25 protein-coding genes are annotated in these 25026 nt (G+C 35.1%); 6 read left to right on the forward strand and 19 right to left on the reverse strand.

What is annotated here, in order from left to right; all coding sequences use genetic code 11:
• Positions 1-36 precede the first annotated feature (36 nt).
• The 9 genes from ACY191_RS00820 to ACY191_RS00860 form a co-directional block, all read right to left on the reverse strand.
• Entirely contained in the window at positions 37-1410 is a 1374-nt protein-coding gene (locus ACY191_RS00820) for an MFS transporter (protein WP_229366805.1), read from the reverse strand.
• 444 nt (positions 1411-1854) lie between these two features.
• Positions 1855-2232 (reverse strand): nuclear transport factor 2 family protein, encoded by a 378-nt coding sequence (locus ACY191_RS00825; protein ID WP_042737691.1) that lies wholly within the window; start codon positions 2230-2232, stop codon positions 1855-1857.
• 107 nt (positions 2233-2339) lie between these two features.
• A complete protein-coding gene (locus ACY191_RS00830; protein WP_042737692.1) occupies positions 2340-2699 on the reverse strand; it encodes a DUF1304 domain-containing protein in 360 nt (119 codons plus the stop codon).
• Between the two features lie 180 nt (positions 2700-2879).
• On the reverse strand, positions 2880-3500 hold the full coding sequence (locus ACY191_RS00835) for an FMN-binding negative transcriptional regulator (RefSeq protein ID WP_229366804.1): 621 nt from the start codon (positions 3498-3500) through the stop codon (positions 2880-2882).
• Between the two features lie 7 nt (positions 3501-3507).
• Positions 3508-4023, reverse strand: coding sequence for a GNAT family N-acetyltransferase (locus ACY191_RS00840; protein ID WP_229366803.1), 516 nt, complete (start codon positions 4021-4023; stop codon positions 3508-3510).
• Between the two features lie 15 nt (positions 4024-4038).
• Positions 4039-4491, reverse strand: coding sequence for a MarR family winged helix-turn-helix transcriptional regulator (locus ACY191_RS00845; protein WP_042737695.1), 453 nt, complete (start codon positions 4489-4491; stop codon positions 4039-4041).
• Positions 4492-4637: 146 nt separating this feature from the next.
• Positions 4638-6068, reverse strand: a complete 1431-nt coding sequence (locus ACY191_RS00850; protein WP_042737696.1) for an APC family permease — start codon at positions 6066-6068, stop codon at positions 4638-4640.
• A 200-nt stretch (positions 6069-6268) separates the two neighbouring features.
• Positions 6269-7279 (reverse strand): LLM class flavin-dependent oxidoreductase, encoded by a 1011-nt coding sequence (locus tag ACY191_RS00855; RefSeq protein ID WP_229366802.1) that lies wholly within the window; start codon positions 7277-7279, stop codon positions 6269-6271.
• A 21-nt stretch (positions 7280-7300) separates the two neighbouring features.
• Positions 7301-8344 (reverse strand): NADH:flavin oxidoreductase/NADH oxidase, encoded by a 1044-nt coding sequence (locus ACY191_RS00860; RefSeq protein ID WP_463269843.1) that lies wholly within the window; start codon positions 8342-8344, stop codon positions 7301-7303.
• 186 nt (positions 8345-8530) lie between these two features.
• Between ACY191_RS00860 and ACY191_RS00865 the strand changes: the two genes are divergently transcribed.
• Positions 8531-9364 (forward strand): aldo/keto reductase, encoded by an 834-nt coding sequence (locus ACY191_RS00865; protein ID WP_042737699.1) that lies wholly within the window; start codon positions 8531-8533, stop codon positions 9362-9364.
• 172 nt (positions 9365-9536) lie between these two features.
• Here ACY191_RS00865 and ACY191_RS00870 read toward each other — a convergent pair whose 3' ends face one another.
• From ACY191_RS00870 to ACY191_RS00895, 6 genes are all read right to left on the reverse strand, one after another.
• Positions 9537-10544 carry a quinone oxidoreductase family protein gene (locus ACY191_RS00870; RefSeq protein ID WP_229366800.1) on the reverse strand — a complete coding sequence of 336 codons (1008 nt, stop codon included), beginning with the start codon at positions 10542-10544 and terminating at the stop codon, positions 9537-9539.
• A 35-nt stretch (positions 10545-10579) separates the two neighbouring features.
• Positions 10580-11431 carry an aldo/keto reductase gene (locus ACY191_RS00875; protein ID WP_229366799.1) on the reverse strand — a complete coding sequence of 284 codons (852 nt, stop codon included), beginning with the start codon at positions 11429-11431 and terminating at the stop codon, positions 10580-10582.
• A gap of 70 nt (positions 11432-11501) precedes the next feature.
• A complete protein-coding gene (locus tag ACY191_RS00880) occupies positions 11502-12482 on the reverse strand; it encodes an aldo/keto reductase (RefSeq protein ID WP_229366798.1) in 981 nt (326 codons plus the stop codon).
• Between the two features lie 131 nt (positions 12483-12613).
• Positions 12614-13513: a LysR family transcriptional regulator gene (locus ACY191_RS00885; RefSeq protein WP_042737703.1), complete on the reverse strand. Its 900-nt coding sequence runs from the start codon at positions 13511-13513 to the stop codon at positions 12614-12616.
• 174 nt (positions 13514-13687) lie between these two features.
• On the reverse strand, positions 13688-14590 hold the full coding sequence (locus ACY191_RS00890; protein ID WP_229366797.1) for an ABC transporter substrate-binding protein: 903 nt from the start codon (positions 14588-14590) through the stop codon (positions 13688-13690).
• Positions 14591-14851: 261 nt separating this feature from the next.
• On the reverse strand, positions 14852-15148 hold the full coding sequence (locus ACY191_RS00895; RefSeq protein WP_042737705.1) for a hypothetical protein: 297 nt from the start codon (positions 15146-15148) through the stop codon (positions 14852-14854).
• A gap of 360 nt (positions 15149-15508) precedes the next feature.
• Between ACY191_RS00895 and ACY191_RS00900 the strand changes: the two genes are divergently transcribed.
• The 5 genes from ACY191_RS00900 (at position 15509) to ACY191_RS00920 (ending at position 21101) form a co-directional block, all read left to right on the forward strand.
• Positions 15509-15745 (forward strand): FeoA family protein, encoded by a 237-nt coding sequence (locus ACY191_RS00900; protein WP_042737706.1) that lies wholly within the window; start codon positions 15509-15511, stop codon positions 15743-15745.
• Positions 15738-17732: a ferrous iron transport protein B gene (gene feoB / locus ACY191_RS00905; RefSeq protein ID WP_229366796.1), complete on the forward strand. Its 1995-nt coding sequence runs from the start codon at positions 15738-15740 to the stop codon at positions 17730-17732. Before ACY191_RS00900 ends, feoB begins: the two co-directional genes overlap by 8 nt.
• Positions 17733-17744: 12 nt before the next feature.
• Positions 17745-17927 (forward strand): FeoB-associated Cys-rich membrane protein, encoded by a 183-nt coding sequence (locus ACY191_RS00910; protein ID WP_080364233.1) that lies wholly within the window; start codon positions 17745-17747, stop codon positions 17925-17927.
• A gap of 635 nt (positions 17928-18562) precedes the next feature.
• On the forward strand, positions 18563-20467 hold the full coding sequence (locus tag ACY191_RS00915; protein WP_229366795.1) for a coiled-coil domain-containing protein: 1905 nt from the start codon (positions 18563-18565) through the stop codon (positions 20465-20467).
• Positions 20468-20579: 112 nt separating this feature from the next.
• Positions 20580-21101 (forward strand): hypothetical protein, encoded by a 522-nt coding sequence (locus tag ACY191_RS00920; protein WP_229366794.1) that lies wholly within the window; start codon positions 20580-20582, stop codon positions 21099-21101.
• 122 nt (positions 21102-21223) lie between these two features.
• Here ACY191_RS00920 and ACY191_RS00925 read toward each other — a convergent pair whose 3' ends face one another.
• Genes ACY191_RS00925 through iolE form a run of 4 tightly spaced genes read right to left on the reverse strand, consistent with a single transcriptional unit; the run spans position 21224 to position 24993 of the window.
• On the reverse strand, positions 21224-22162 hold the full coding sequence (locus tag ACY191_RS00925) for a sugar phosphate isomerase/epimerase family protein (RefSeq protein ID WP_229366793.1): 939 nt from the start codon (positions 22160-22162) through the stop codon (positions 21224-21226).
• An 18-nt stretch (positions 22163-22180) separates the two neighbouring features.
• On the reverse strand, positions 22181-23188 hold the full coding sequence (locus ACY191_RS00930; protein ID WP_042737711.1) for a Gfo/Idh/MocA family protein: 1008 nt from the start codon (positions 23186-23188) through the stop codon (positions 22181-22183).
• Positions 23189-23205: 17 nt separating this feature from the next.
• On the reverse strand, positions 23206-24069 hold the full coding sequence (locus tag ACY191_RS00935) for a class II fructose-bisphosphate aldolase (protein ID WP_229366792.1): 864 nt from the start codon (positions 24067-24069) through the stop codon (positions 23206-23208).
• Between the two features lie 12 nt (positions 24070-24081).
• Complete coding sequence (iolE, locus tag ACY191_RS00940) at positions 24082-24993, reverse strand: myo-inosose-2 dehydratase (RefSeq protein WP_042737712.1); 912 nt, start codon at positions 24991-24993, stop codon at positions 24082-24084.
• Positions 24994-25026 lie beyond the last annotated feature (33 nt).

Below are 25026 nucleotides of genomic sequence, written 5' to 3' on the forward strand. Positions count from 1 at the left end.
TTTAATCTACTTAATTCACTTTATCCATACTAGTACTTAAGCTTTTGTATGCTTAGGAATAATCAATTGTGTCATAATAACACCTGTCGCCATAATGCACAATGTGATTAGAAACGTACCCATAGCAGCCATTTCTATTGTCGTATGTGTTTGTAATATTGCATAAACTGTAGTACTTACTGCAATTCCAAAGGCTCCACCAAGTGTCGCACACATTTTATATAAACCTGTGGCTAGCCCTACTTTTTCATCTGGCACAGTTAATAAGGCAACCGTTAGTCCTGGGGTTGCGCATAAGCCATTACCGATAGCACAAATAACAAAGCCAATTGTCGCAGCCATGATGTACCACTGGGCTGGTAACATAGTCAAACTAATCAGTACGAGACCCATTGTTGGGAACAGTGGCCCTACTAACAACATCGGTTTACCACCATATCTCACTGATAATCGTTCTCCTATGCGCACCATAAAGATCGCCATTAACACATAAGGCACTGTAACCAGGCCAGCTTGAAAGGCATTTAAGCCAATTGCGGTTTGTACATACATATTAAATACGGTCATCATGCCAATACCTGAATTCAAGATTACATTACTTAACGAAGATCCTACAAATGCACGGTGTTTAAATAATGAAAAATCAATAAACGGCATTGCCTTTTTACGTTCAAATAATACAAATACTATACCTGAAATTAAAAATACAACGAGGCAGCTTACTGAAAATACACTTAACCAACCACGTTCGAAACCTTGCGTCATAAACAAAGTAACACTGCCTATCATAATGGCAAACAAACACATGCCGATATAGTCAAAAGGTTGACGATCAATGATTTCCTTCTCTACTTCTTTAGTTCCTATCAACAATACAAATGCAATCAGTGCGATTACTATTGAAATGACAAAGTTAACTTGCCAAGTCATATAAGTCGCTACAAAACCGCCGACCATCGATGCAAAGCCAACGCCTCCTACACTTGCAATCATTAAATAACTAAAGGCTTTACGCAGATCCTGTCCTTTAAATTGATCATTTAATACGCCGACCGTTGCTGGTAATAGTATTGCTGCTGATAATCCTTGTAGAATCCTACCCACAATAAGTAGCGCAGTGACGCTAGAAATAATGATTAGCAATGAGCCAATCACACTTAAGATAATACCGATATACGTCATTTTCAACTTACCAATTTTATCTGCGACGTCTCCAGCTCCCACCATAAAAATGCCTGTAGCAAACGATGCCAGGCTCACTGATAAATTAACGACACCAGTCATCGTGTGATATGTTGCTTGTACTTCCGTAGATATATTTATAAACGATTGTGCAAATAGCCAATACGTTAACACACTAAATACTATAGCTAAAATCAATTTGTCTCCCGATTTTTGCTTGGTAACCATGATGTGTTTGACCTCCTAATCTATATTGATGTATATATTTCAATTACAATATTGCTTGTCGAGCACTTATATGATTAGACTTTCCCCACACATCAAGTCATTACTGGTCATACTTTTCTAGTGATAACACGTTTAACGTCTTATCTATCTATAAATATTCGTTGCTATTACTCGAATATTGTAATCTTAGAAAAATATACACAAGTATGATGGTACCACAAATTTATATTAATGGAGTCCTATTTTTTCAGTAATTTTTCAAAGCAAGTGCAAGTCAGTATTAATTCAATTACCATCCGCAACATTATTCAATATTTCAAAAAAAAAGGTAACATCGCGTCTCATAAACGTATGTGGTCTACCTACTTAACGTTTAACTTTAAGTCGTTAACCGTTCAACCACTACTCAAGACACATTGTTACCTGTTTCGATAGTAATATAATTTAATTTACCGATGAAAATAAGCCACTATCATCTGGTTTGTTTTCCAAATAAGTAATTTGATGGTGTTCATTTAATTTCGCAATATCTATACCTTCTTGCGTATAAACACCTGTTTCATAACGTTTACCACAAACCGCCCATCGCGTTTGAAAGCTACCGTCTTCATTTTCTATCCAACCATCATACATATGTTTCAAATCTGCATTGATTTCAAACACTTTACGTACAAACTGTTTCCAAGCTTCAATGCCGTGATAAGCTTGACCATTTAATACAAAGGTAATATCTTCACTAAATAGTGCCACTAAACGATTGAAACTCTCTTCACTCACACGCGAGTCATCAAATAATTTAAAATATGCATCCAATGTTTCCATTACATTCACCTACAATTTCTTAGCTTATTTCAACCTATTCGGTTATTTCCCGGGAATTAAGCCACTACACAACACCGTAGCGACTTTCCTATTCTCACAAATGCAATTTAAAAGAACAATGAGATTAATGTAATAATTGGCAAACCACCTTGTTTCAATATAATACTCTTATCACTAGATAGCCCACCATAAATCGCAACGATAATGATATAAACCAATATCACTGCAACCATTTCTTTGGGGTGACTTGCAAATGCAACGGCGTACAATAGTACAAGACCAATTACACCATTATACACACCTTGATTCTTAAGTAGTACGTTGACATTAGCATCTTGTAACTTCTCTTTTGAAATCTTAAATACTCTACTCGTACTAGCAGAAGTGGTAGCAAAGGTTTCTAAATACATAATATAAAAGAACTCCAAAGCCACTAATACAGTTAAAATGACTGAAACAATATTCATTAAGGTCATCTCCATTTAAATAAATTTTGTCATTTAATCTTTTAATATGCTAATTACCTACAATTATTAGCATAAATAAGTTGATTCCTACATTCTACTGTACTTAATCGTGGACTACCAGAATTTTTTCTTTCACTATAGTTATGATCATGATTCAGTGTTTCTATAACAACGAATTCCTTATTTCGAGCGTCCTTGTTCTTTCGCCATTGCTTCGGCAACTGCACGGTCTAAATGATTGTCAGAATGATCCAGTGTATCAATAATATTATCTTTGTCTGTCGTACTACGACTTTGACTTAATTTATACGCCGCAAAAATTTCTGTTACTTTTATACGGAAACCCTTAACACCTTTCATCTGACGCTTTGTTCTTTCAGACATATTGTTCCAAGTAGCACCTTGATCTCGCTGCCCTTCATATTTATCCAATAGCATCGTCAAATCAGATACCAGTTCCTCTTCCGTTAACAACCTACTCTTACCATATACTTGTACACTTTGATAATTCCAGGTCGGAACATCTTCATCTTCGTACCAAGTAGAAGAAATATACGCATGAGGTCCTTGAAAAATAACTAAGATATTCCCTCCATGATCTAATGTTTGCCATTGCTGGTTCCCCTTCGCAACGTGTCCTGTAATATATAATGTTTCCTCATCTTCTTGAACATTTACAGGAACATGTGTCGCTATTGGTCTGCCTTCCACAGTCGAAATAACAGTAACAAAGTTATGACGTTGCATAAATGCTTTGATCTCTTGATAATCCTCTTTAGTATATTGTTTTGGAATGTACATTGCTATGCTAATCCTCCTTTATAGGACGAGACATAATATAATCAATTTGCCTTTCATCCCCCATGTAAAATGCATGCTCATCAATTTTGGTAAATCCTAAACGTTTATAAAATTGTATAGCATTATCATTCTTCTCCCATACACCGAGCCATATACGATTACAGTTATTTTCAGTTGCCACAGTTAAAGCATGCTCAAATAACTGCTTTCCTAAGCCAAACTTTTGATAATCCTTTGCTATATAAATACGTTCAATTTCTAAATTATTTCCTGGGTACTGTTCCGTTTGTGCATCTAAAATATTTACTTTCAAATAACCAGCCAATTGTTGATGATAATAAATCACATAAAAATATGAATGTGGATGTTCAATTTCACTTAATAATTTAGCTGTCGTAAAAGCATTTGCTAAATATTGATTAATATTCTCTGGTTTATTCTGTGATCTAAACGTTTCATCAAATGTTTGAATACTTAAATCCTTCAAAATGTCGATATCTGCTTTAGTACATGCTTGTATCAATTTTTCACCCCATCTTTAATAATCACGCTTATTACCTTTTTTGACATACAACCAATCATCTGAAATATTATCTTTAACTCTTTGAAGCATAGAGGCTAATTCTGTAATTTCTGTTTCTGAAAAATGATTAAGTGCGACCTTATTAGAATGTTCATTTTCTCTAATAATCAATGGATATAAAGCTTGGCCTTTGTCAGTCGCATACAATAATTTATTCTTCTTATTATCATCATCTGCTATTTTCTCAACAAATCCATTCTTAACCAAATTGCTCACAGCGCGTGATGCCGTAGTTCTATCAATTTTCAACATTTCAGCTAATTTTTCTTGAATAATTCCAGGATGCTCACAAATTCTAACTAAATAAACAAATTGCCCTTTAGCTAAATTCAATTCTTTAAATTCAATATTACTGATTGAATCAAGTGCCCTGGCAATAACACCTATATCTCTCAATATATCTTTCATTTTCAAACTCCTTTTTGTTGCATTTGCAACATAATTACAATATACCATACTTTTTGAAAATTAAAACCCTCTGATACTTTAAATATTTACAAATAAAAAAGCTGCAACAGATGTTAACCATCTATCACAGCTTGATATTCCATAAATTACTGTACTTTCTTTTCTTTTATCATGCTTTTTGTAACGTAAAATAGGTAATAGGCAATCCCTATGACAAACCACATCAACGTATAGAATTTAGCTTGACCACTCAATCCCCAAAATACCGCAAAGATACAAATAAAAATAATTAATGGCATTACTGGATAAAGTGGTAATTTAAATCCAGGCTCTGGTAAATCTTTACCTTCTCTTCTACGTAGTCCATACATACCAACTGTCACAAACATAAATGCAACAAGTGTACCTGCAGATATGAGCTGTGCTAAGAATGCAAATGGGAAGACCGATCCTACTAATACTGCAACAACTGTTAAGACTAATAAAGCTCTATTCGGTAAATGTTTATTGTTTAATCGTCCAATCCAAGCTGGCAAGATACCATCTCTACCAAATGAATACAACAAACGGGAACCAGCTAACATCATACCAATTAATGCCGTAAACATACCGATTACCGACACTGCTTGAACAATAATAGCTACCGTTTCATGACCGCTCGTACGTAATGCCCAACCTACAGGTTCAGCGTTGTCTTTATACTGAGAATAGTCAAACATACCTACGAGTACTAAAGACACAGCTACAAACAATGTCACCGCAATGACCAATGACCCAAGAATACCACGTGGCATTGTCTTATGTGGATTAATGGCTTCACCCGAGTTCGCAGCAATCGAATCAAAACCGATATACGAAATAAATATGACTGAACTTCCGGCATAGATACCTTGCCAACCACCAAAGGCACCATCAGCAGTCATCTTATATTCAGGAATAAATGGCACATAGTGTCCTATATCTACTACACTTAAACCAACAATTAAAAATAGTAATATTGCCAATACTTTTAGCACCACTAATATATTTTGTACACGTGCGGTTTCTGATGCCCCACGAGATAATAACAAAGCAGTAATAATAATTACGATAGCCGCAATTAAATCAATGATACCGCCATTTGTCCCTAATGAATTAGATAGTGCATCCGGTAACTTCACATGGAAAGGTTCAAACAATCCCCTTAAATTCGCAGAAAATCCAGACGCAACAAATGCGACGGCAATAATATATTCAGCAATTAATGCCCAACCTACTAACCAGCCAAAAAATTCACCATACAATATACTAATCCAAGTATATGCCGAACCTGCAACTGGCATGGCTGATGACATCTCTGCATAAACAAAGGCAACCAGTGCCGCTACAATAGCAGAAACAAGAAATGACAAACTTACAGAAGGGCCTGTATGGTCAGCAGCAACAACACCCGGTAAGGTGAATATTGCCGTAGAAACGATTGTCCCTACACCTAATGCAAGAAAGTCTCTAACCCTAAGCGTACGCTCTAAATGCGCATCTTTATTTTGATAAAGTGAAAAATCCTCTTTTTTCAATATTCTTTTAATAAAATTCATTCTAAATTACTCCTTGATGTATTAAAAACAAACACGTTTTTAAGTATAATCATTTTTGAATATAATGTATATATGAATTTTTGAGGAATTATTAACATTTTTGGATATTCTTTATAACTTTTGCTTATAATTTCATTTATTATAGAACTTAACGTTAATTTGCACTTATTGTTACAAACATTATTCTTATTATTTCTATACTATAATGTATTAGTCACTTCTTTTAATAATTTGAGCGAATTTTTTCTCGCTTCAAAGTCATAAATAGGACTCAACGTCATCACTTCATCTATAGCTAACTCAAATTTTAACGACTTCAATTGCTGTGTAACAGTAGCTTTATCACCTATAACATACGTGTCCTTAATCATTTCTATTTCTGCCCATTCTTTGTCAGTTTGTACTTCACTTAACGCTTTATCAGGTGCTATAAGCCTTGATAACACACCTCTATGCAGATAAAATTGCGCATGTAATGCACTTTTAGCAAGTGTTTGTGCATGTTCATTTGTATCTGCCATAATTGTTTTAATTGCTACGATTACCTTGGGTTCTGAAAGTATAGCTGACGGCTGAAATTGTTCACGATACAGTGTAATCGCTTCTTCCATCGCACCTGTTTCATAATTAATAAAATGCGCAAAAACATAAGGTAAACCTTGTTCTGCAGCTAACTTTGCCGAATCATTACTCGATCCTAGCAACCATAATTCTGCTGGCTCCATAACTTTAGGTGTCGTCTGCAATCCTTTGACTACAGAACCTTCGGGCACTGTATTCTTAAAGTAATGTGCGATTTCATTCAATTTTTGTGGAAATTGATCTACATTTCGTTTAGCAATGACACCGCTTTGTAATGCAATGTTGGACAGGTGATGGCCACCAGGTGCTCGACCCACTCCTAAATCTACTCTACCAGGTGCCAATGCACTCATAACATTAAACATTTCCGCTACCTTATAAGAGCTGTAATGAGTAAGCATCACCCCACCAGTCCCAACACGAATGTTTGCCGTCTTAGCAAGTAGATATGAAGCCAATACCTCAGGGGCAGACCCCGCAAGTGCATCTGTACTATGATGTTCGGATAACCAATAGCGTGTATAGCCCAGTTCATCTAAATATTGTGCCAAAGCCACAGTATTACTAAATTCTCGCTCACTCGACTCCCCTTCGATCAATTGTGTTTGATCTAAAATACTGACATCCATCATACTCACTCCTCGTTCAATTTAACCTCTAAATCCAGGTTGATATTGTGTTGGTACAATCTCTTCTTTAGCAATCTTTCTCAATTGTTCATTAGCAGTCAATGGCCAATACGGATTACGCAATAAGCCTCTACCAATCGCTACCATATCCGCTTCATTATTACCAATAACGGCATTAGCTAAAATTAGATCATCCAAACGGCCAACAGCAATAACTGGTATGTTTAATGCTTCCTTTACCTTTCTGGCATATGGTAGTTGATATCCAGCATGTGTGCCAGGTCTACCATGCGGCGATATAGGTCCTTCTCCACCAGCAGAAACATCAATTACATCAGCACCCGCTTCATAATATGTACGCGCAATATCAATTCCTGTTTCAATACCATATCCATCATCAACAAATTCTGTTGCAGAAATACGTACAATAAGTGGCATTTCGTTTGGCATTTCTGCTCTAGCAGCAGCAATAACTTTTTCACCAAATAATGTAAGTCTTTCACCAAATTCATCTCCGCGTTGATTAGAACGTGGCGAATGAAATTGATGTATTAAATACCCATGTGCGCCATGTATTTCAATTGCATCAAATCCTGCTTCTACTGCAGCTCTTACAGAATAGCGATATTTCTCAATCATTTGATACACTTCCGCATTATCCAATGCACGAGGTGTCTTAAATGTTTCATCAAATGGAATCGCAGAAGGACCCACTGGTGTTTCTGCATACTCTGCCTTTCTACCTGCATGCCCTATTTGAATCGCCGCTTTAGCACCATATTGATGAATGCCATCAACAATAGCCTGTAATTTTGTTTTCTGAGTTTCATTCCATAATCCCAAACAAAAATCTGTAATTCTACCATCTGGTTCAATGTTAGTCATTTCAACCATGACTAATCCTGACCCACCAATTGCTCTACTAATATAATGATGATGATGCCAATCTGTAGCTATCCCATCCTTTTCTATAACACTATATTGACACATCGGTGACATCATAATGCGATTCTTTACTGTTAAACCTTTTAAATCGACTGGTGTAAATAGGTGATTATCTTTCATTTTTAACGACCTCACTTTATAATTTGTATGCACACGCATATAATCACACACGAAATGCCTATAGTCAAATAATTAATTTTTAATAGTTACTTAAAAGTGCGTACTTTTATTTTTTAAAATAAATGTTTACAATGAGAATCATAAATCTTATATATGCACAAGCATATAATTTAAAGGAGCGTTATTATGCAACATATTGAATTTTATAATGGCAACACAATGCCACAATTAGGTTTAGGTGTATTCAGAGTAGAAAATGATGACACAGCCAAAGATGCAGTCAAACATGCAATTGTTAATGGCTATCGTAGTATTGACACAGCATTAATTTATGGTAATGAAGAACATGTTGGCTTAGGTATTAAAGAAGGTATTGCAGAAGCTGGAATTACTAGAGAAGATTTATTCATTACTTCAAAATTATGGTTAACTGACTACGGTCAAGACAATGTAGCTGCTGGTTATCAGAAGTCGTTAGATAGTCTTGGTTTAGATTATTTAGACTTATACTTAATCCACTGGCCAGGTACTGATGAAGCAGTCATGATTGATACTTGGAAAGGTATGGAAGCATTGTATGAAGCTGGCAAAGTGAAGAACATCGGCGTAAGTAACTTTACAGAAGATAATTTGGAAACATTAAAGGCACATACTTCAATCAAACCAGTAATCAACCAAGTTGAATTTCATCCTTATTTAACTCAACGTAATTTAAGAAATTATTTGGCGAGTGAAAATATTCAAGCAGAATCATGGTCACCATTAATGAACGCTGAAATTTTAACAGACGAAACTGTAAATGATATTGCACAAGAATTAGGGAAATCACCTGCCCAAGTCGTAATCAGATGGAATATTGATCATGGTGTTGTCACTATACCTAAATCTATTACACCTCATAGAATAGACGAAAATTTAAATGTCTTTGACTTCTCACTATCAACAGAACAAATTGAACGTATTGATGCATTAAATCAAGATAGAAGAATTGGTCCAAACCCTGTTGAATTTAACGGATAAAAATAGCATATTGTATGATATAACAAAGCAGTAGATACAGAATATAGACTAAAGTGAGTCCTTATGAAAGCAGTCATATAATCTATAAAAGCCCTTAAATGAATCTAATTTCATTTAAGGGCTTTCGTTATAGGTATACCTTATCCTTATAATAACTTACTATATCATTCAACTATTCTGAAATTCGAATAACAATTTTACCAAAATTTTCACCATTCGATAATGCTTCCAATGCCTTTGGTGTTTCATCTAGATTATAACGTGCACCTATGACAGGTTTAATTTGGTGTTGTTCAACAAGGTCAATCATATCTTTAAAGTCATCAGGACTGCCCATTGTTGAACCCAATAAAGTCATTTCTTTTAATGTCATTGTCGGCAATAATAAATTGGGTACAGGGCCACGTGTTGCCCCAAAGCTAACGATTCGGCTACCTAATTTACCAATATTGATAAAGGATTTAAATGACTCTCCACCAATACTATCTATAGTTAAATCTATACCTTGTGATTGATTTAGTAATTCATTTTCCCAATCCGCATCCTTATAGTTCACACCGGCTTGTGCTCCAAGTTTAAGTGCAAAATCAAGTTTCTCTTGTTGGCTTGAAGATACATACACATTCGCTCCTAAGGCTTTAGCAAATTGAATTAAGTACGTTGCAACACCGCCACCAGCACCAGGAATAAACACATTTTCGTTTGCTTGCACCTTACCTTTTGTAATGAGTGCGCGATATCCTGTTAATCCTGATAATGGTAGTGCAGCAGCTTCTTCCCATGTTAAATATTGGGGTTTAGGATAAACATTTTCGACTGGGATTTTAACAAATTCTGCAAATGTGCCATCATAAGGCATTCCTAAAATGGTAAAGTCTGCACTTTTAACTTTAGGATTATCTCCCCAATTCAAGCCAGGGTTAATAATTATTTCATCACCTACAGAAACATCTGCTACACCATCACCAACTGCAACAACTTCTCCAGCACCATCAGAACCAATGATTTTTGGCACTTCTGTTCCTGGATAACTGCCACTTGCTATCATCACGTCACGTCTATTTAAGGCAGCAGCCTTTAACTTAACAACAACATCGCCTTCACTAGCAACTGGTGTTGGCACTTCTTCTACAGCTAAACGATAATTATCTTCTATATTGTTTAATACGATAGCTTTCATCTATTTACATTATCTCCCTTCAAAAATCCTCTCAATTAGTCATGTATCTTCCAATTATTAAACATCTCTACTGTCTCAACAGTCTGTCGGTCAATATATAAACTTTTCCCTTGATCTAGTGTTTTAATTTTATTCATTTCTTCTTCTGTTAATTCAAAATCCCACACATCAAGATTTTCTTCTATTCTATTTCTATGCGTGGATTTCGGAATGACTGAGATACCACGTTGGATATGCCAACGTAACATAATTTGAGGTACTGTTTTTTGATGTACTTTAGCAATATCACTTAAGATACTATTGTTTAATACTTCTTCTGAAGTTTTAGCTAATGGTGACCACGCTTGTGGTTGAATATCATATGCTTTCATCACATCAATTGCTGCTTGCTGTTGGAAGAAAGGATGCATTTCAATTTGTAATACTGCTGGAACAATTTTTTTATTCATAATCAAATCTACCAAAGGTGCATTATCAAAGTTACTTAAACCAATTGCTCTAATTTTTCCTTCTTCATAAAGCTCTTCCATAGCACGCCAAGAACCATAATAATCATTGAATGGCTGGTGAATTAGATACAAATCAATATACTCTAATCCTAATTTCTCTAAAGAGGTTTCAAAAGCTTGTTTTGCTGCTTCATATCCTGCATCTTGCACCCATAACTTTGTCGTAATAAATAATTCTTCTCTTGGCACATTAGACTTTCGAATTGCAGCTCCTACAGCCTCTTCATTCATATATGCTGAAGCCGTATCAATTAATCTATAGCCTGCATCTAATGCATCTAACACGGCTTGTTCACAAACGTCTAAATCTTCTATTGTAAATACGCCAAATCCTTCAGTTGGCATTTCAACACCATTATTTAATGTTACGTATTCCATATGTGTAATTCCTCCAATTTAATTGTTTAATCATAATGTATAAGTTGGATCAAATCTTACGTCATCATCGTTACTCTATATCTTGTAACTTAGCGATATCTTTATCTGTACGATTTCCATATATTTGTATCTTTGACAGTTCATGCTCTAACGCTAAATATGCTTCATCAGTTAATTTAACATCTGCCGCTCCTAAATTTTCATCGACTCTAGTTTCCTTTCTCATACCTGGAATAGGTACAATAAATGGTTCTTTATACAGCATCCATGCTAATGAAATTTGTGCAGGTGTTGCTTGTTGTTCGTCAGCATACTTTTGTATCAAATCGATGAGTGGTTGATTTTTATTTACATTTTCTTTGTTGAATCGTGTAATTACACGTCGGACATCATCACCTTGATATTGATCTTCATTACTATATTTTCCAGATAAAAAACCACTTGCCAAAGGTGAGAATGGTACAAATCCAATGTTCAATTCCTTACAAGTAGGAATAACATCTTGTTCAAATTGACGTTCCATCATTGAATATTCACTTTGAACTGCAGTAAGTGGTGTAATCTCATGCGCTCTTCTGATTTGTTCAGCAGTTGGTTGTGACTGACCCCAACCACGAATTTTACCTTCAACAATCAGTTTCCCCATAACTCTTGCTACATCTTCGACAGGGATATCATCATTCACGCGATGTTGGTAATAAATATCTAAATAATCCGTGCGTAATTTCTCAAGAGAGGCATCTAAATGTGCTCTAATATGCGCTTCTAATGACTCAAATGAATCCCCAACAGCCTCACTATCAATAAATAACTTAGACGCTAGAATAATATGCTCCCTAAATGGTTCTATAGCTTTCCCTACTAATCTTTCATTATGTCCATCTCCGTATACCTCAGCAGTGTCAAAGAATGTACATCCTTTGTCATAAGCCAATCGCATTAGTCTAATTGCTTCTTCTTCACTAGGTATCTCGCCATATCCATGACTAAAGCCCATACAGCCATAACCGATACTAGAAACCTCGATATTTCTAAGTTTTCTATAATTCATTGTCAGACCCCCTATTTTTCTACAACACGATATTTCATATTTTTGAATACAATCACAGTATAAAAAAAGAACACCTTATGTAGAAGATGTTCTTTAGACCAACGTTATAACCAAATGGTTATAACTAACTATTAAATTTTATTTGTTAATACTTGTTGTAGTTGCTGTATAACATCGACAACATGCGCCGGTAGCAAATCAGAATAAAAGACACCAAAGGTAAATTCACAGTCCCATGCTAATGGCTGTAGTTGTACTAATGGATGCACATTATCCCATTCATCCGATGTCAGTACCAAACAGTCCTTACGTACTGCATCATTAAACGTATGTGTATTGTAGATAGTTGTATCTTCAATTTGAATATCAGGGAGTTGTTGTAATTGTTGACGTACAACATCAAAGGCATCACTAATACCCTCTTCCAACATAATAATCTTTTGATGGTTCAAATCTTGAACAGTCAATGTACCACTTTGATTAAACAATTTATTTTGAGGTGGGACACCGATTCGAACCGGCGTTTGATACAATTCTACGCCTTCACATTGAAAGTAATTAAGCAATGCGCGATCTAAAAAGCCGATGACAATATCAATCGATTCGCCTATATTCTGTAATATATGATTAATTTTGTCTTCCGAATTTTCAAATGGTACGATATTCAACTGCAAATGATCACGATTCGCCTTGATAGTAGGCCAATGTTTTACTAACACATCACCAGGGGTCATTGGTGATACACCCAAATTGATAACTTGTTGGTTCTGTTCTTCTATCTTTTTCGCTTTAGACAATGCATCATCCGCGTAGTTAATTAAATTTTTACTTGCTTCATAAATAATCTTTCCAGATTCTGTCAATGTCACACCTTGGGCATTTCTATTCAATAAAGTTAAACCCAAATTTTTCTCTAATGCATTGATTTGTTTAATAACGGCAGATGCTGAAATATATAACTCTATAGACGCTTTATTAAAGCTACCTAAATCTACTACCTTTAAAAAGGTTTTAATCTGTAAATTATACATTTTTACTCCTTACTATAATCATAATATATGAATTACTGCGGTTAACCCCTTTCAGATATGAAATTCAGCCATATATGAATACGTTAAGTATAGCAAATTAAATTTTGAATGCTGTACGCTTAAACTTAAAAACATTCAACCACCTATTAAATTAGACAGTCGAATGTTTTGATATTATTTACCCAATAGTTTGTTTTTTAACTCTTTTCGTTCATAATCTAATGAATAAGGGTCGTTAAACCAATAAGTTTCAGCCTTCACATTAATCACTCGTCCCTGCTTAACTGCTGGAATGTTTTTCCACATTTCTGTTTTTTCAAATTCAGGTTGAGCTTTACCTTCACTCATCGTGATAATATAATCTCCTGAATACTGCGGTAATTTTTCTTGGGATAACTCTTTCCATCCCTCTTTCTTCACAGCTTTCTGCAACGCGGTTGGCATATTTAAATCAAACGCTTGATAAACAACTTCACCACCACGGCCCCATGATTCACCAAAGGCATAAATTGTCTTGCTAAAATCATCAAATATAGAAACTGTAGCATCTTCACCTATATGCTGTTTAATTTCATGTGCATCTTTTTTCGTCTGCTTATTCCAACTATTTACCCATTGTTTTGCTTCTGTTTCTTTACCTAAAATCTTCCCTAATTCAATTTGTGTAGCTAAGTAGTCTTTTTTACCATAGGTTATAGGTATTGTTGTCGCTATTTTATTATACTTTTTAATATTTTTATCAGTTGAATCCACAATAATTAAATCTGGTTTCAATTTAGCCACTTTTTCGACATCATTTTCATTTAACTTATGCGTATCTTTGAACTTTTCTTTTAATACTGCACTTTTTTCTATATCTTTCGTCACACCAACAATATTGCCGCCTAAATATTTTAATCCACCGGCATATGTATTTGCTACAACAACAATTCGCTTAGGATCTTTGGGTACTGGTACCTTTTTACCACTATCCAATGTATAATCCCTTGTTTCTACTTTCTTAGTCGCTTTAGACTGTGCACTACATGAAGCTAATAACAGTACGGCTAACAATACTATGACACTATACTTTCTCATCACTACACTCCCTTTTATTGAAAACGATTATCATTATCAATTTTATGGGTTTTATAATCAATAATCAATGACTTTAATAAATTTTTATATAATTAAATAACGCAATAATTTAAGTTTTAATAACAATTTGCCACTTACAATGATATATTCTGTGTACTCTGAATTCATTTCACACAAAAAGCTGTTATAAATAAAGTTAATCACTTCACTCATAACAGCTAATATCTCGTCTGCATCATATTCAATTATAAATTCCCTTCCTTATTCAAGTCTGTGCAATAGCTCTGCTTTAATAACCTTTATCGCTTCGTTATAATCCTTGTTACTACTTTCTTGTGCATTGACAATCAACAAATCAATTAAGAATTCATTTGTTTTCTCGCTAACTTCATGTTCAAACTGATGTAAATGGGCTTCGGATGTGTTCGTATTCTCTTTAATAATTTGATAATATTGGTCAGCACCTAGTCCACCTTCATCAATCATGACAGAAATGTCATTAGAGCGTGTTTCGTTTATACGTTTGACTTTAATACGTTTATTCTCGCGTACGACCATTTGAACTCCCTCCTTAATATACATGTTCATCCGTATATAAAAGATTCATAGCTAATAAATGATGTACTTCTGTGATTATCTTGCATCTTGGCTATGTAACATTCCCTTGTGATTACAGTAGGCTACCTCTATTTACTACAGTGTAATATTACAACCAAGAAAACACAACCCTTTTGCTCACTTTTTAATTTATTACTATATTTATTTTATATAATTTTTAATGCAGATAAATACCTATGCTATATTCAAATCTTTTTAACAGAATATTCACAATTATTATAATAATTTTATACAATTTCTTTTGTCGCAGTAGTATAATTGATAACGATTATTATTTGTATTTAAGAAAGAGTGATCAATATGTTGAATATTAAGACTGGAAGCTTAAATAAGCGCTACACAGTAAAGCACATGAACATTAAAAATGATAGCATGGTACAGCGTTTAAACGCCTTAGGTTTAAACCACGGAACCGATTTGAAGATCAAACAAAGATGTTTATTTAAAGGACCTTGTATCTTAGAGGTAAACGGACAACATTTGAGTATTCGCGGTTGTGATGCATGTCAGATCTTTCTAGAGGAAGCTCATGGCTAATAGTTATTGTATCTTAGGAAACCCCAATGTAGGAAAGACATCTTTGTTTAACGCACTTACTGGCACATACGAATATGTAGGCAACTGGAGCGGAGTTACCGTTGAAAAGAAAGTTGGCCGATTAAAGGATAATTTAGGGGATCTTGTAGATTTACCTGGTATTTACGAAGTATCACCTATTTCCAAAGACGAAACTGTTGTTACGGATTATCTATTAAACGATTCTTACACAGGCATGCTTAATATTGTCGATGCAAGTCAGCTGAAACGTAATTTACAACTTACAGTACAACTGATGGAACTTGGTGCACCTCTAATTATTGGGCTCAATATGGTGGATGTAGCTGCTAAACGTGGAATACATATCGATCATCAAGCCCTCATGCACAAGTTAAAGACACCACTTATGCCTATTATTGCACGTAAGGGTAAAGGCACACAGAAAGTGTTGGACGCGCTGAAAGATGATTGCCTCACACGTCGCTCTCCTTTAAAAATAAACTATGGTGACGACATAGAAGAAACACTTATGAAGATTCAACACCTTATCGGTCAACATTCTGTCATTAACAAGCATCATTTGCGTTTTGTTGCGATACAATTTTTACTCAATAATCCTAAAATATATGATCAACTCGATGCCACTGTAATCGCTCAAATCGAACCTTTAAGAGTCGCACTAGCAAATACCTTGTCACAATCTATTCGTACATGTATTCACGATGCTCGAGCTACATACATAGATACATTATTAGAGGGTGTCGTTGAATATCCAGATGAAGAAAAGCAATATTTCTCAAATCGCTTAGATAAGTTATTAACACATCGAATTCTTGGTATTCCAATATTTCTTGGCATCATGTGGTTAATTTTCCAAATTACATTCACCTGGGTTGGGACACCGATATCCGATCAACTCGATGATTTCTTTGGTGGTACCCTTACTGATTCGGTAAAAGCAAGCATGGATTATTTGCATATTTTACCATTTTTACAGGACCTAGTTACTGATGGCATCATCGCAGGTGTAGGCGCTGTATTAGTATTCGTACCACAAATTCTCGTCCTATTCTTCTTTATATCATTATTAGAAGATTCAGGATACATGGCCCGTATTGCTATTCTGATGGACAGAATAATGGAGGTCTTTGGCTTAAGTGGTAAATCATTTATTCCAATGATTATTGGGTTTGGTTGTAACGTACCAAGTATTATGGCTGCACGTAGTATCGAGAGTGAAAAAGAACGATTAACTACTATATTAATTGCACCATTCATGTCTTGTTCTGCGAGATTACCAGTCTACGCCTTATTTGTAGGTATATTCTTTAAATCGCATCAAGCGCTTATTGTACTAAGCTTATACGTTTTAGGTATCGTCGTCGCTTTATTGACGAGTGTATTACTTACCAAGACAGTGCTAAAAAATGATGATTCTGTATTTATTATTGAATTGCCTACATATCGCTTACCTTCAATCAAGACTTTATGGAGAAGTACTTGGGAAAAGGCCAAAGGATTTGTTAAAAAAGCTGGAACATTTATATTCGGTGGTTCCGTTGTCATTTGGTTATTAAACTACACAGGTCCAGGTGGCTTTGATGTAGAAATTAATCAAAGTTTCTTGCACATGATTGGTAGCTTCTTTGCTGTATTAGTTACACCATTGGGATTTGGTACATGGCAAGCCGGTGCTACTTTGATACCTGGATTCTTAGCAAAAGAAGTCATTGTCAGTTCAATGGCAATCATTTATTCATCGGATGAAGCAGGACTTGTCAATGTAGTTCAAAGTCACTTCACACCATTGACAGCATATTCATTTATGGTATTCATCCTTTTATATATTCCATGTTTATCTACCGTCGCTACCATTCGTAAGGAGACATATTCCGTAAAATGGACTGTTTTAGCAGTCGTTTATCCTATCGCTGTAGCTTATGTATTATCTTTAGCACTTTACCAAATCGGACAATTATTTATCTAAGGAAGTGAACACATGACTATCATTTTTAACATCATATTATTTGCAGCTATATTTGGATATGCTGCTTATACTTTAACAAAATTCATAAAAAAATCTAAAGCAGGAAAATGTTCTTCATGTGGATCTAGCAAGCATTGTAATACACCTAAGCCACCAAGCCACATTTTCTCATCTAATGACCATAATTCTAATTAAATCGACAAAATTTTATCTTATAATTTAAAACATGACTAAACCTTCAAAGTATGATTGATTAACCATAACTTTGAAGGTTTTTTTATAACTATTCTTGCGTCGTCAGTTAAGAGATGGGATCAATTACATCTCACAATGATTTCTCTATCACATTATATTTATACTTACACGTACTGCATACGAAACACCCTGCTTGAACTAAACTAATATAATGATACGGACCCCTTACATATTCATCTATTTATTATATAACCTCATCCATAATATACAGAAATTGAATAAACAATACGTCACATACATCATTTAGCCTTGTTATGCAATCTAGTCATACTTACTTACGATAAAGTCATTTTCAAAAGTAATAAAATTTATTAATCTTAGAGGCATTAATAAAAACAATAATATATAAAATTTAAATAAATATTTATATTATATAACCAACTTATGTGTTATCATAAAAATCTGATAATTAATATTTGTTTTTATATAATTAATTTTTTTACATAGCGAAATACGCCTTAATTATCAATTGACTTCTAGAATATACACTACACTCAAATTAAATCATATTCTGTTACTACAGATACTAATTCATAACCGTTTAGACATTAAACGAATGGAAGGATGACCAATACATGACTAACAATGTTTTAGACATTAGCTATTTAGAAATGGATTATGCAGAAGTGGGCGACACAAAGATTTATATTGTACCTGTCGTAGCACCTAATTTAATCTTAGGAAAATCTAAAGGTGAAGCCGTTGATAATTTCAAACAAATCTTATGCTCTACAAAACTTGTCCAATCATTTGATGTAACTATTAATCCTAAAGACGACAACGAGCCTTTCAAAATTTTTGCCGATCATGAGTACTGCGTTACAGATTTCGCTTCACTACAAAATATTAAAGAAGAAAAGTATGACGACTGTAATTTTGGTTTAAGACTCTATATACCATCAGAGAATGCATACCAATTAAAGGTGATTAACAACGATATTTTAAATGCATCAAATATGCCTGATTTTGGCACGGCAAATATGAGTAAAGACTTAAATTTCGAAACACTTGTACCGTTAAGAGATGCAATCATCGAGCAAATTCAACAGAAGAACCATAACAACCATGCAGTAAATGATGAAGAAGCACAAGCAACTACAATACCTCATAATGTCGAACATTCTGACATTAAACTATTAAAAAACAATTTATATAATACATTAAACGGTTTAATAGATAAAATTTATTTAGATGACGAAAAATTACAATTTAATAGTATTATCAAAGATAAAGATTATGATGAGAAGGTTTTACCTACATATCAAAAATTAGAGCAATTAACTGAAGATGACTTTAACCAAGCTAAAAGTGATAAATTAAACACTTTGCAAAAAAAGCGTGAAGATATCATCAATAGTATTTATAACCAACTTGTTGCCGATTTATGGAGTAAAAATATCGAAGCTGATACGCTGAAAAACTACAAATCTGCTGATTCCACTTACCACAATGACTATATAGCAATTGAGCAGAAATTAGCAGATGCATTAAGCGTAATTCCATCAACGGTAGCAACACATGCTCAACAATTAGAAGAACAATTCGAACAAGATAAACAATCTCGTGCTGACAAAGCACGTAGAGACATGGAAGATAAGATTGAACGTGAAGAGCGCCCATTATTAAATAATAAAATACAAGAACTTGAAACGACACTTACTACTAAAGCAAATCAATCTTATAATAATCAAATTAAAGTACTCCATGCCGAAGTACAAAATAATTACGAATTACAAATTTCAAAAATTGTCGACGATGTTATACATCGACACCAACAAACAATAGATGACAAAAAAGCAGAGCTACAACAGCTAATGGACCATGATGTAGCAAGCCTAATTCAAAAGCGTAGCGATGATGTAGATCATTTGCGCCAAGAAATAAGCAAATTAGAACAAGATATCATTCATAACGAAACAACATTTAATGAACGTCTAGAACTAGCCGTTGAAAAAAGAATGAATGATTATGAACTAAAAGATGCGCAAATGACTGATGAAATCAACTTTCTACGTGTTGAAATTGAAAAGATTAAACGCGAAAACTCAGATAAGAACGAAGCCATTCGAGCAAAAGAAATGGAACTTAAAAATAATCGCGCGCAATTGGACCGATTAAATCAACAACTCGAACAAAGTAACCAAACGAGTTTGAGCATCTCAGCTCAAGCCTTAGAGATTAAACAACAAGCACTTAGCTTTGCCCAAAAGGAAAACAGCCAGCCTGTCCTTAGCAGAGTTGTTTCAACACAGAACGGTGACTTAAATCATTTACTAGGTGATGATGCTGAGTTGGCTAAACGCTACGAGCGAAGTAAGAAACCTTCATTCTTCACTTGGTTAGGTGGTCTATTTTTATGCGCTGTCCTAGGAACTGGAACATTATTTGGCAGTCACGTAGCAAACGCTAAAGACACAGCACACCAAGAACAACCAAAAGTAGAACAATCAGCCAAAAAAGAAATAGATAAGAAAAAATAATGCATCGTAGAATACACTACTATAGTGCTATAGAGACACTATTAGGTGTTATAAGATAACTACCTTAATTTGATTCAAATAATCCTTATACAAACAATGTGGGAGTGAGCACATGAACCAAAATAAACTAGACGAACTCAATCGACTTGCACGAGGTACAGTTAAAGAGAAAAAGATTGCATTAACTTATGGTTATCAACCCATTATCGACAAATTAAAAAAGGACAGAAATAAAGACGTTGCTCACTTTGCCGGCGCAATAGATGCAAATGTAGACTTAAAATTACATCAAAATAATTTACACTACGACAAAGAAAAAGCATCTTTCCAAAAAGTATTAAAGCAAGCGATGCAATATATGTATGCAACATTAATCGCCATTGCTATCGCAGTTATATCAATCATTATAGCTGTGATCACTTTCTTTATAGATTCTACTGCGACAATCGTACCTTATATCATTATTTCAATTATAGCTGCTATTGGTTCGATTGTTCTATTCGTATTATCAAAGCAAACCGAAGCAACATACTATAGATGTAAGCAGTCGTTATCTAAAGCAAAGTATTTACTCAGTGTCGCACAAGCTAATTCTCAATCCTTGCAAGCTCAAATTAACAATGAACACATGTAATATAGGAATTAGTTACTATATCAACATCAAGCAGTACGTAAAAAGACGAAGACATCAACTATGTCTTCGTCTTTTTAATATAAAATTCCTTTTTGTAATCTAGCATCTCTCATTACAAAACCTTAAACTAATACTTGCTTTAGGGCAGCTATAGAAGCATCCACACCCGCTTCCGGTGACATCGTCAAGTCTTCCATTTCTAAAGATACGAAGCCTTCGTAACCAACCATACGCACCACTGAGAAGAATGTCTTCCACCATTGCAAATCTTGCCCATAACCGACAGCAACATAATTCCATGCACGATATTTAACATCATCAATCTCTCTTGTTTCAAGTAGCGTTGTCACATCAGCAACACCATCTTCAATACGCACATCTTTGCCATGTACATGGTGAATTGCCCCTTCTAATCGACGTGCACATTGTATTGGGTCAGCCCCCATCCATAATAGATGACTCGGATCCAAATTCATGCCTATGATTGGATCAACTGCATTTCTTAAATGGAGCAATGTTTCTGGATTATAGACCAGTTGAGCACTAAAGTTCTCAAGTGCAATCTTCTCTATACCATGTGATTTCGCTACTTCTACCAATTTTTTCCAGTAGGGTATCGCTACATCATTCCATTGATAATCAAGTGCATCCTTTAACTCTGGTGGCCAACTTACGGTCGTCGTTATCCAATTCGGCATCGTATCTTTTGGAGAAGCAGCAGGTAAACCACTCATCATAACAATTTTCTTAACCCCTAACTTTTCAGCCAGTTTAAAGGTATCCGTTGTTACTTTACGATGTTCCTTCCCCAGTTCACCTGGCGCTAATGGATTACCTGAACAGTTCAGTGCAACAACATCAACTTGATAACGTTCCAACAACTGTTTGAACTCAGTGAAACTTTGCTCATCATTCAACAATTGCTGTAAATTAACATGTGGCGCTGGTGACCAACCACCTGTAGCAAGTTCAATGTGGTACACATCCTGCTTTGTGATATATGTTAATACTTCTTCTAATGATAAATGCGCTAAACTATCTGTTACGTATGATAATTTCACCGATCATCACTCCGCTTCTTATTGGTATAAGCTTGGCTTTTCATCAAATTTAATCTCTACTTTATAACCATTGTCTCTAGATTCAGAACATGCGTTAGTCGTGACAGAAGCCATATAACCGTCCCAAGCAGATGGCCCAGTAATTTCATCATGCTTAATTCCGTCTACCCATAATTGTAACTCTTTATCATACGCTGAGATAAAACGCTCTTTCCAATCACTAGGTACACGCGTATAATCTTTTTGCTCTGTTTTAACATTGAAATAAGTTGGATTTGTTAAGCCGATTTCACCTTTTTCGCAAACCACTTTACAATTAATATCATAACCAAATTGACAATTCACAAATACTTCTAAATCAATACAGACACCTGATTCAGTCTGTAATAAGATTAACTGTGGATCGTGTAACTTAGGATGTGTATATTGCGTTTGCTTTTTAGGCAGAATAACTTGCGCCGATACAAAATCTTCTTGTAATAACCATCTTAAAGCATCCACTTCATGTACTGCCGTATTTTCAACAGCCATTGGTGTATCGTATTTCGAATCGACCGTTTCATTTCTGTGCGTACAATGTAATAACAATGGTTCACCTAATACGCCAGTGTCTAATTCACGTTTCATTTCTTCATAACCTCTATCATAACGACGCATAAATCCAACCTGCACTAAGCGCTTTTGCTTCGCTGTTTCTGCATTCACAATGTTTGTACAGCCTGAAGCTTCTAAGGCTAATGGCTTTTCACAGAATACATACTTGTCATGTTTAATTGCTTCTAATACATAACCTTCATGTGTTGGATCCCAAGATGTAACAACAATACCATCTATTTCATCTGCAGCAATAAGTGCCTCAGCATCTTCGTAAAATGTCGCTCCAATTTCCTTTGCATAAGCCGTAGCTACTTCAACATTAATATCACTAATTGCCGAAACCTTTGCGCCATTGACTCTATTGTTGATTCTATCTACGTGATCTCTCCCCATTGCACCAATACCGATTACACCAATTCTTAATTCCATACCTTATTCAGCTCCGATCATCTGTTTTTTATAAATGCTGTATTTTTATTTTCCGAACCACATGTTTGAATTATCTTTTCAGCTATCGTAATAATAGCTTGTATACTAGGCTTCAATATTTCTTGTGGGTTGAATAGCTCTGTTGATTCATTGAGTGTCTTGCGCAATTGGTTTGACCAAGAGATATTAATTTCAGTATTAAAATTAATCTTAGCATGGCCCAATTGAATCGCACGTTGTAAATCTGCATTCGGAATACCTGATGCACCATGCAAGACGAGTGGTACATCTACTTTAGACCCAATTGCCTCCATCTCTGCAAATCCTAAGTTAGGTTCACCCTTGTACTTGCCATGTACAGAGCCCAATGCAGGTGCTAATGTATCTAAATGCGTTTGTTGTACTAATGCCACGCATTCATCAATATCTGCGTATTTAACTTGTCCTACCAAACCATCTTCTACGCCACCTACAGCACCTACTTCACCTTCCACAATGACACCATGGGCATGCGCATATTCGACAACTTCCTTCGTTTGCCTAATATTCTCTTCAATCGGTAACTTTGAACCATCAAACATAACAGAATCATAGCCTGCATCAACTGCTTGCTTACAACCCTCTACCGTTAAACCATGATCTAAATGAATCGATACAGGGACCGTTATACCCATCGCTGTAATTTTATTTTTTATCGTCTGTAGGATAAATTTGTAGCCACCAAGATAGGCAATATTCTTATCCGTCGTGCCGATAATAATTGGAGATTGCATATTTTCTGCAGCTTGCAAGACACCTTCAATCCAAATTAAGCCGTTGATATTCATTTGTGGAATTGCAAATCCTTGTGACTTCGCATAACGAATCATATGTTTTTCCAAAGAATTCCCCCTTTACGAAATATATTTTTTCTCTTGCTTACGTTGTATTTGATTCAAATAATTTTTCGCATTTTTTGCATAAATAAAGGGGTTGGCTTTAGCAGGATCTTGTTCTGCTTCTACAACAATCCATCCTTTATAATCAGCAGCTTCTATTGCTTGTAGTATGGGTTCAAAGTCAATATAACCATCGCCCGGCACTGTAAATATGCCTTGCTTGATACTGTCAAGAAAGCTACTGTCTTGTATCTGTGCTCTTTGTTGCACATCCGGACGAATATCCTTGAAATGGATATGGTGAATTCTTGATTTATATTGTTCGAACACAGCTAATGGCAGTTCACCTGATAATGCTAAATGACCAGTATCAAATAATAATGAGACTGTTTCGGGATCCGTGTTATCCATTAAACGTTGAATTTCAGCAGTTGTTTGAACCCCTGTCCCCATATGATGGTGATATACAATTCTCATATCTTTCTCGCGCGCCAACCTACCAAGATGCTCTAACCCTTGCGTGAGCTTTAACCATTCTTCATCTGTAAAGTGCGGTTTTTCCGTGAAAACTGACATATCTTCTCGTTGTTGAATGCTCTTACCTTGTTCACAAACAACAATGACCTTTGCACCTAATTCATATAAGAAATCTCTGTGGTTGATAAACGCACTTTCTGTTTCTTCATATGGCTTTGTCGTTAAAAATAAACTCAACCACGCACTCGCAACACTCAAGTTTCTAGGCTTTAAATAATCCAGCAATTGACTGGCTACTTTAGGATACTTGTTACCAATTTCTGTCCCTTCATATCCAGCTAATGCCATTTCACTAATACATTGTTCAAAGGTATTTTCCTTACCTAACTCAGGCAAGTCATCATTCGTCCATGCAATTGGTGCACATCCAAAACGTATATTTTCAGTCATAACATCATCCGCCTTTTAAGAAATCGCTTACAT

Source organism: Staphylococcus sp. TCBT05 (assembly GCF_055179755.1).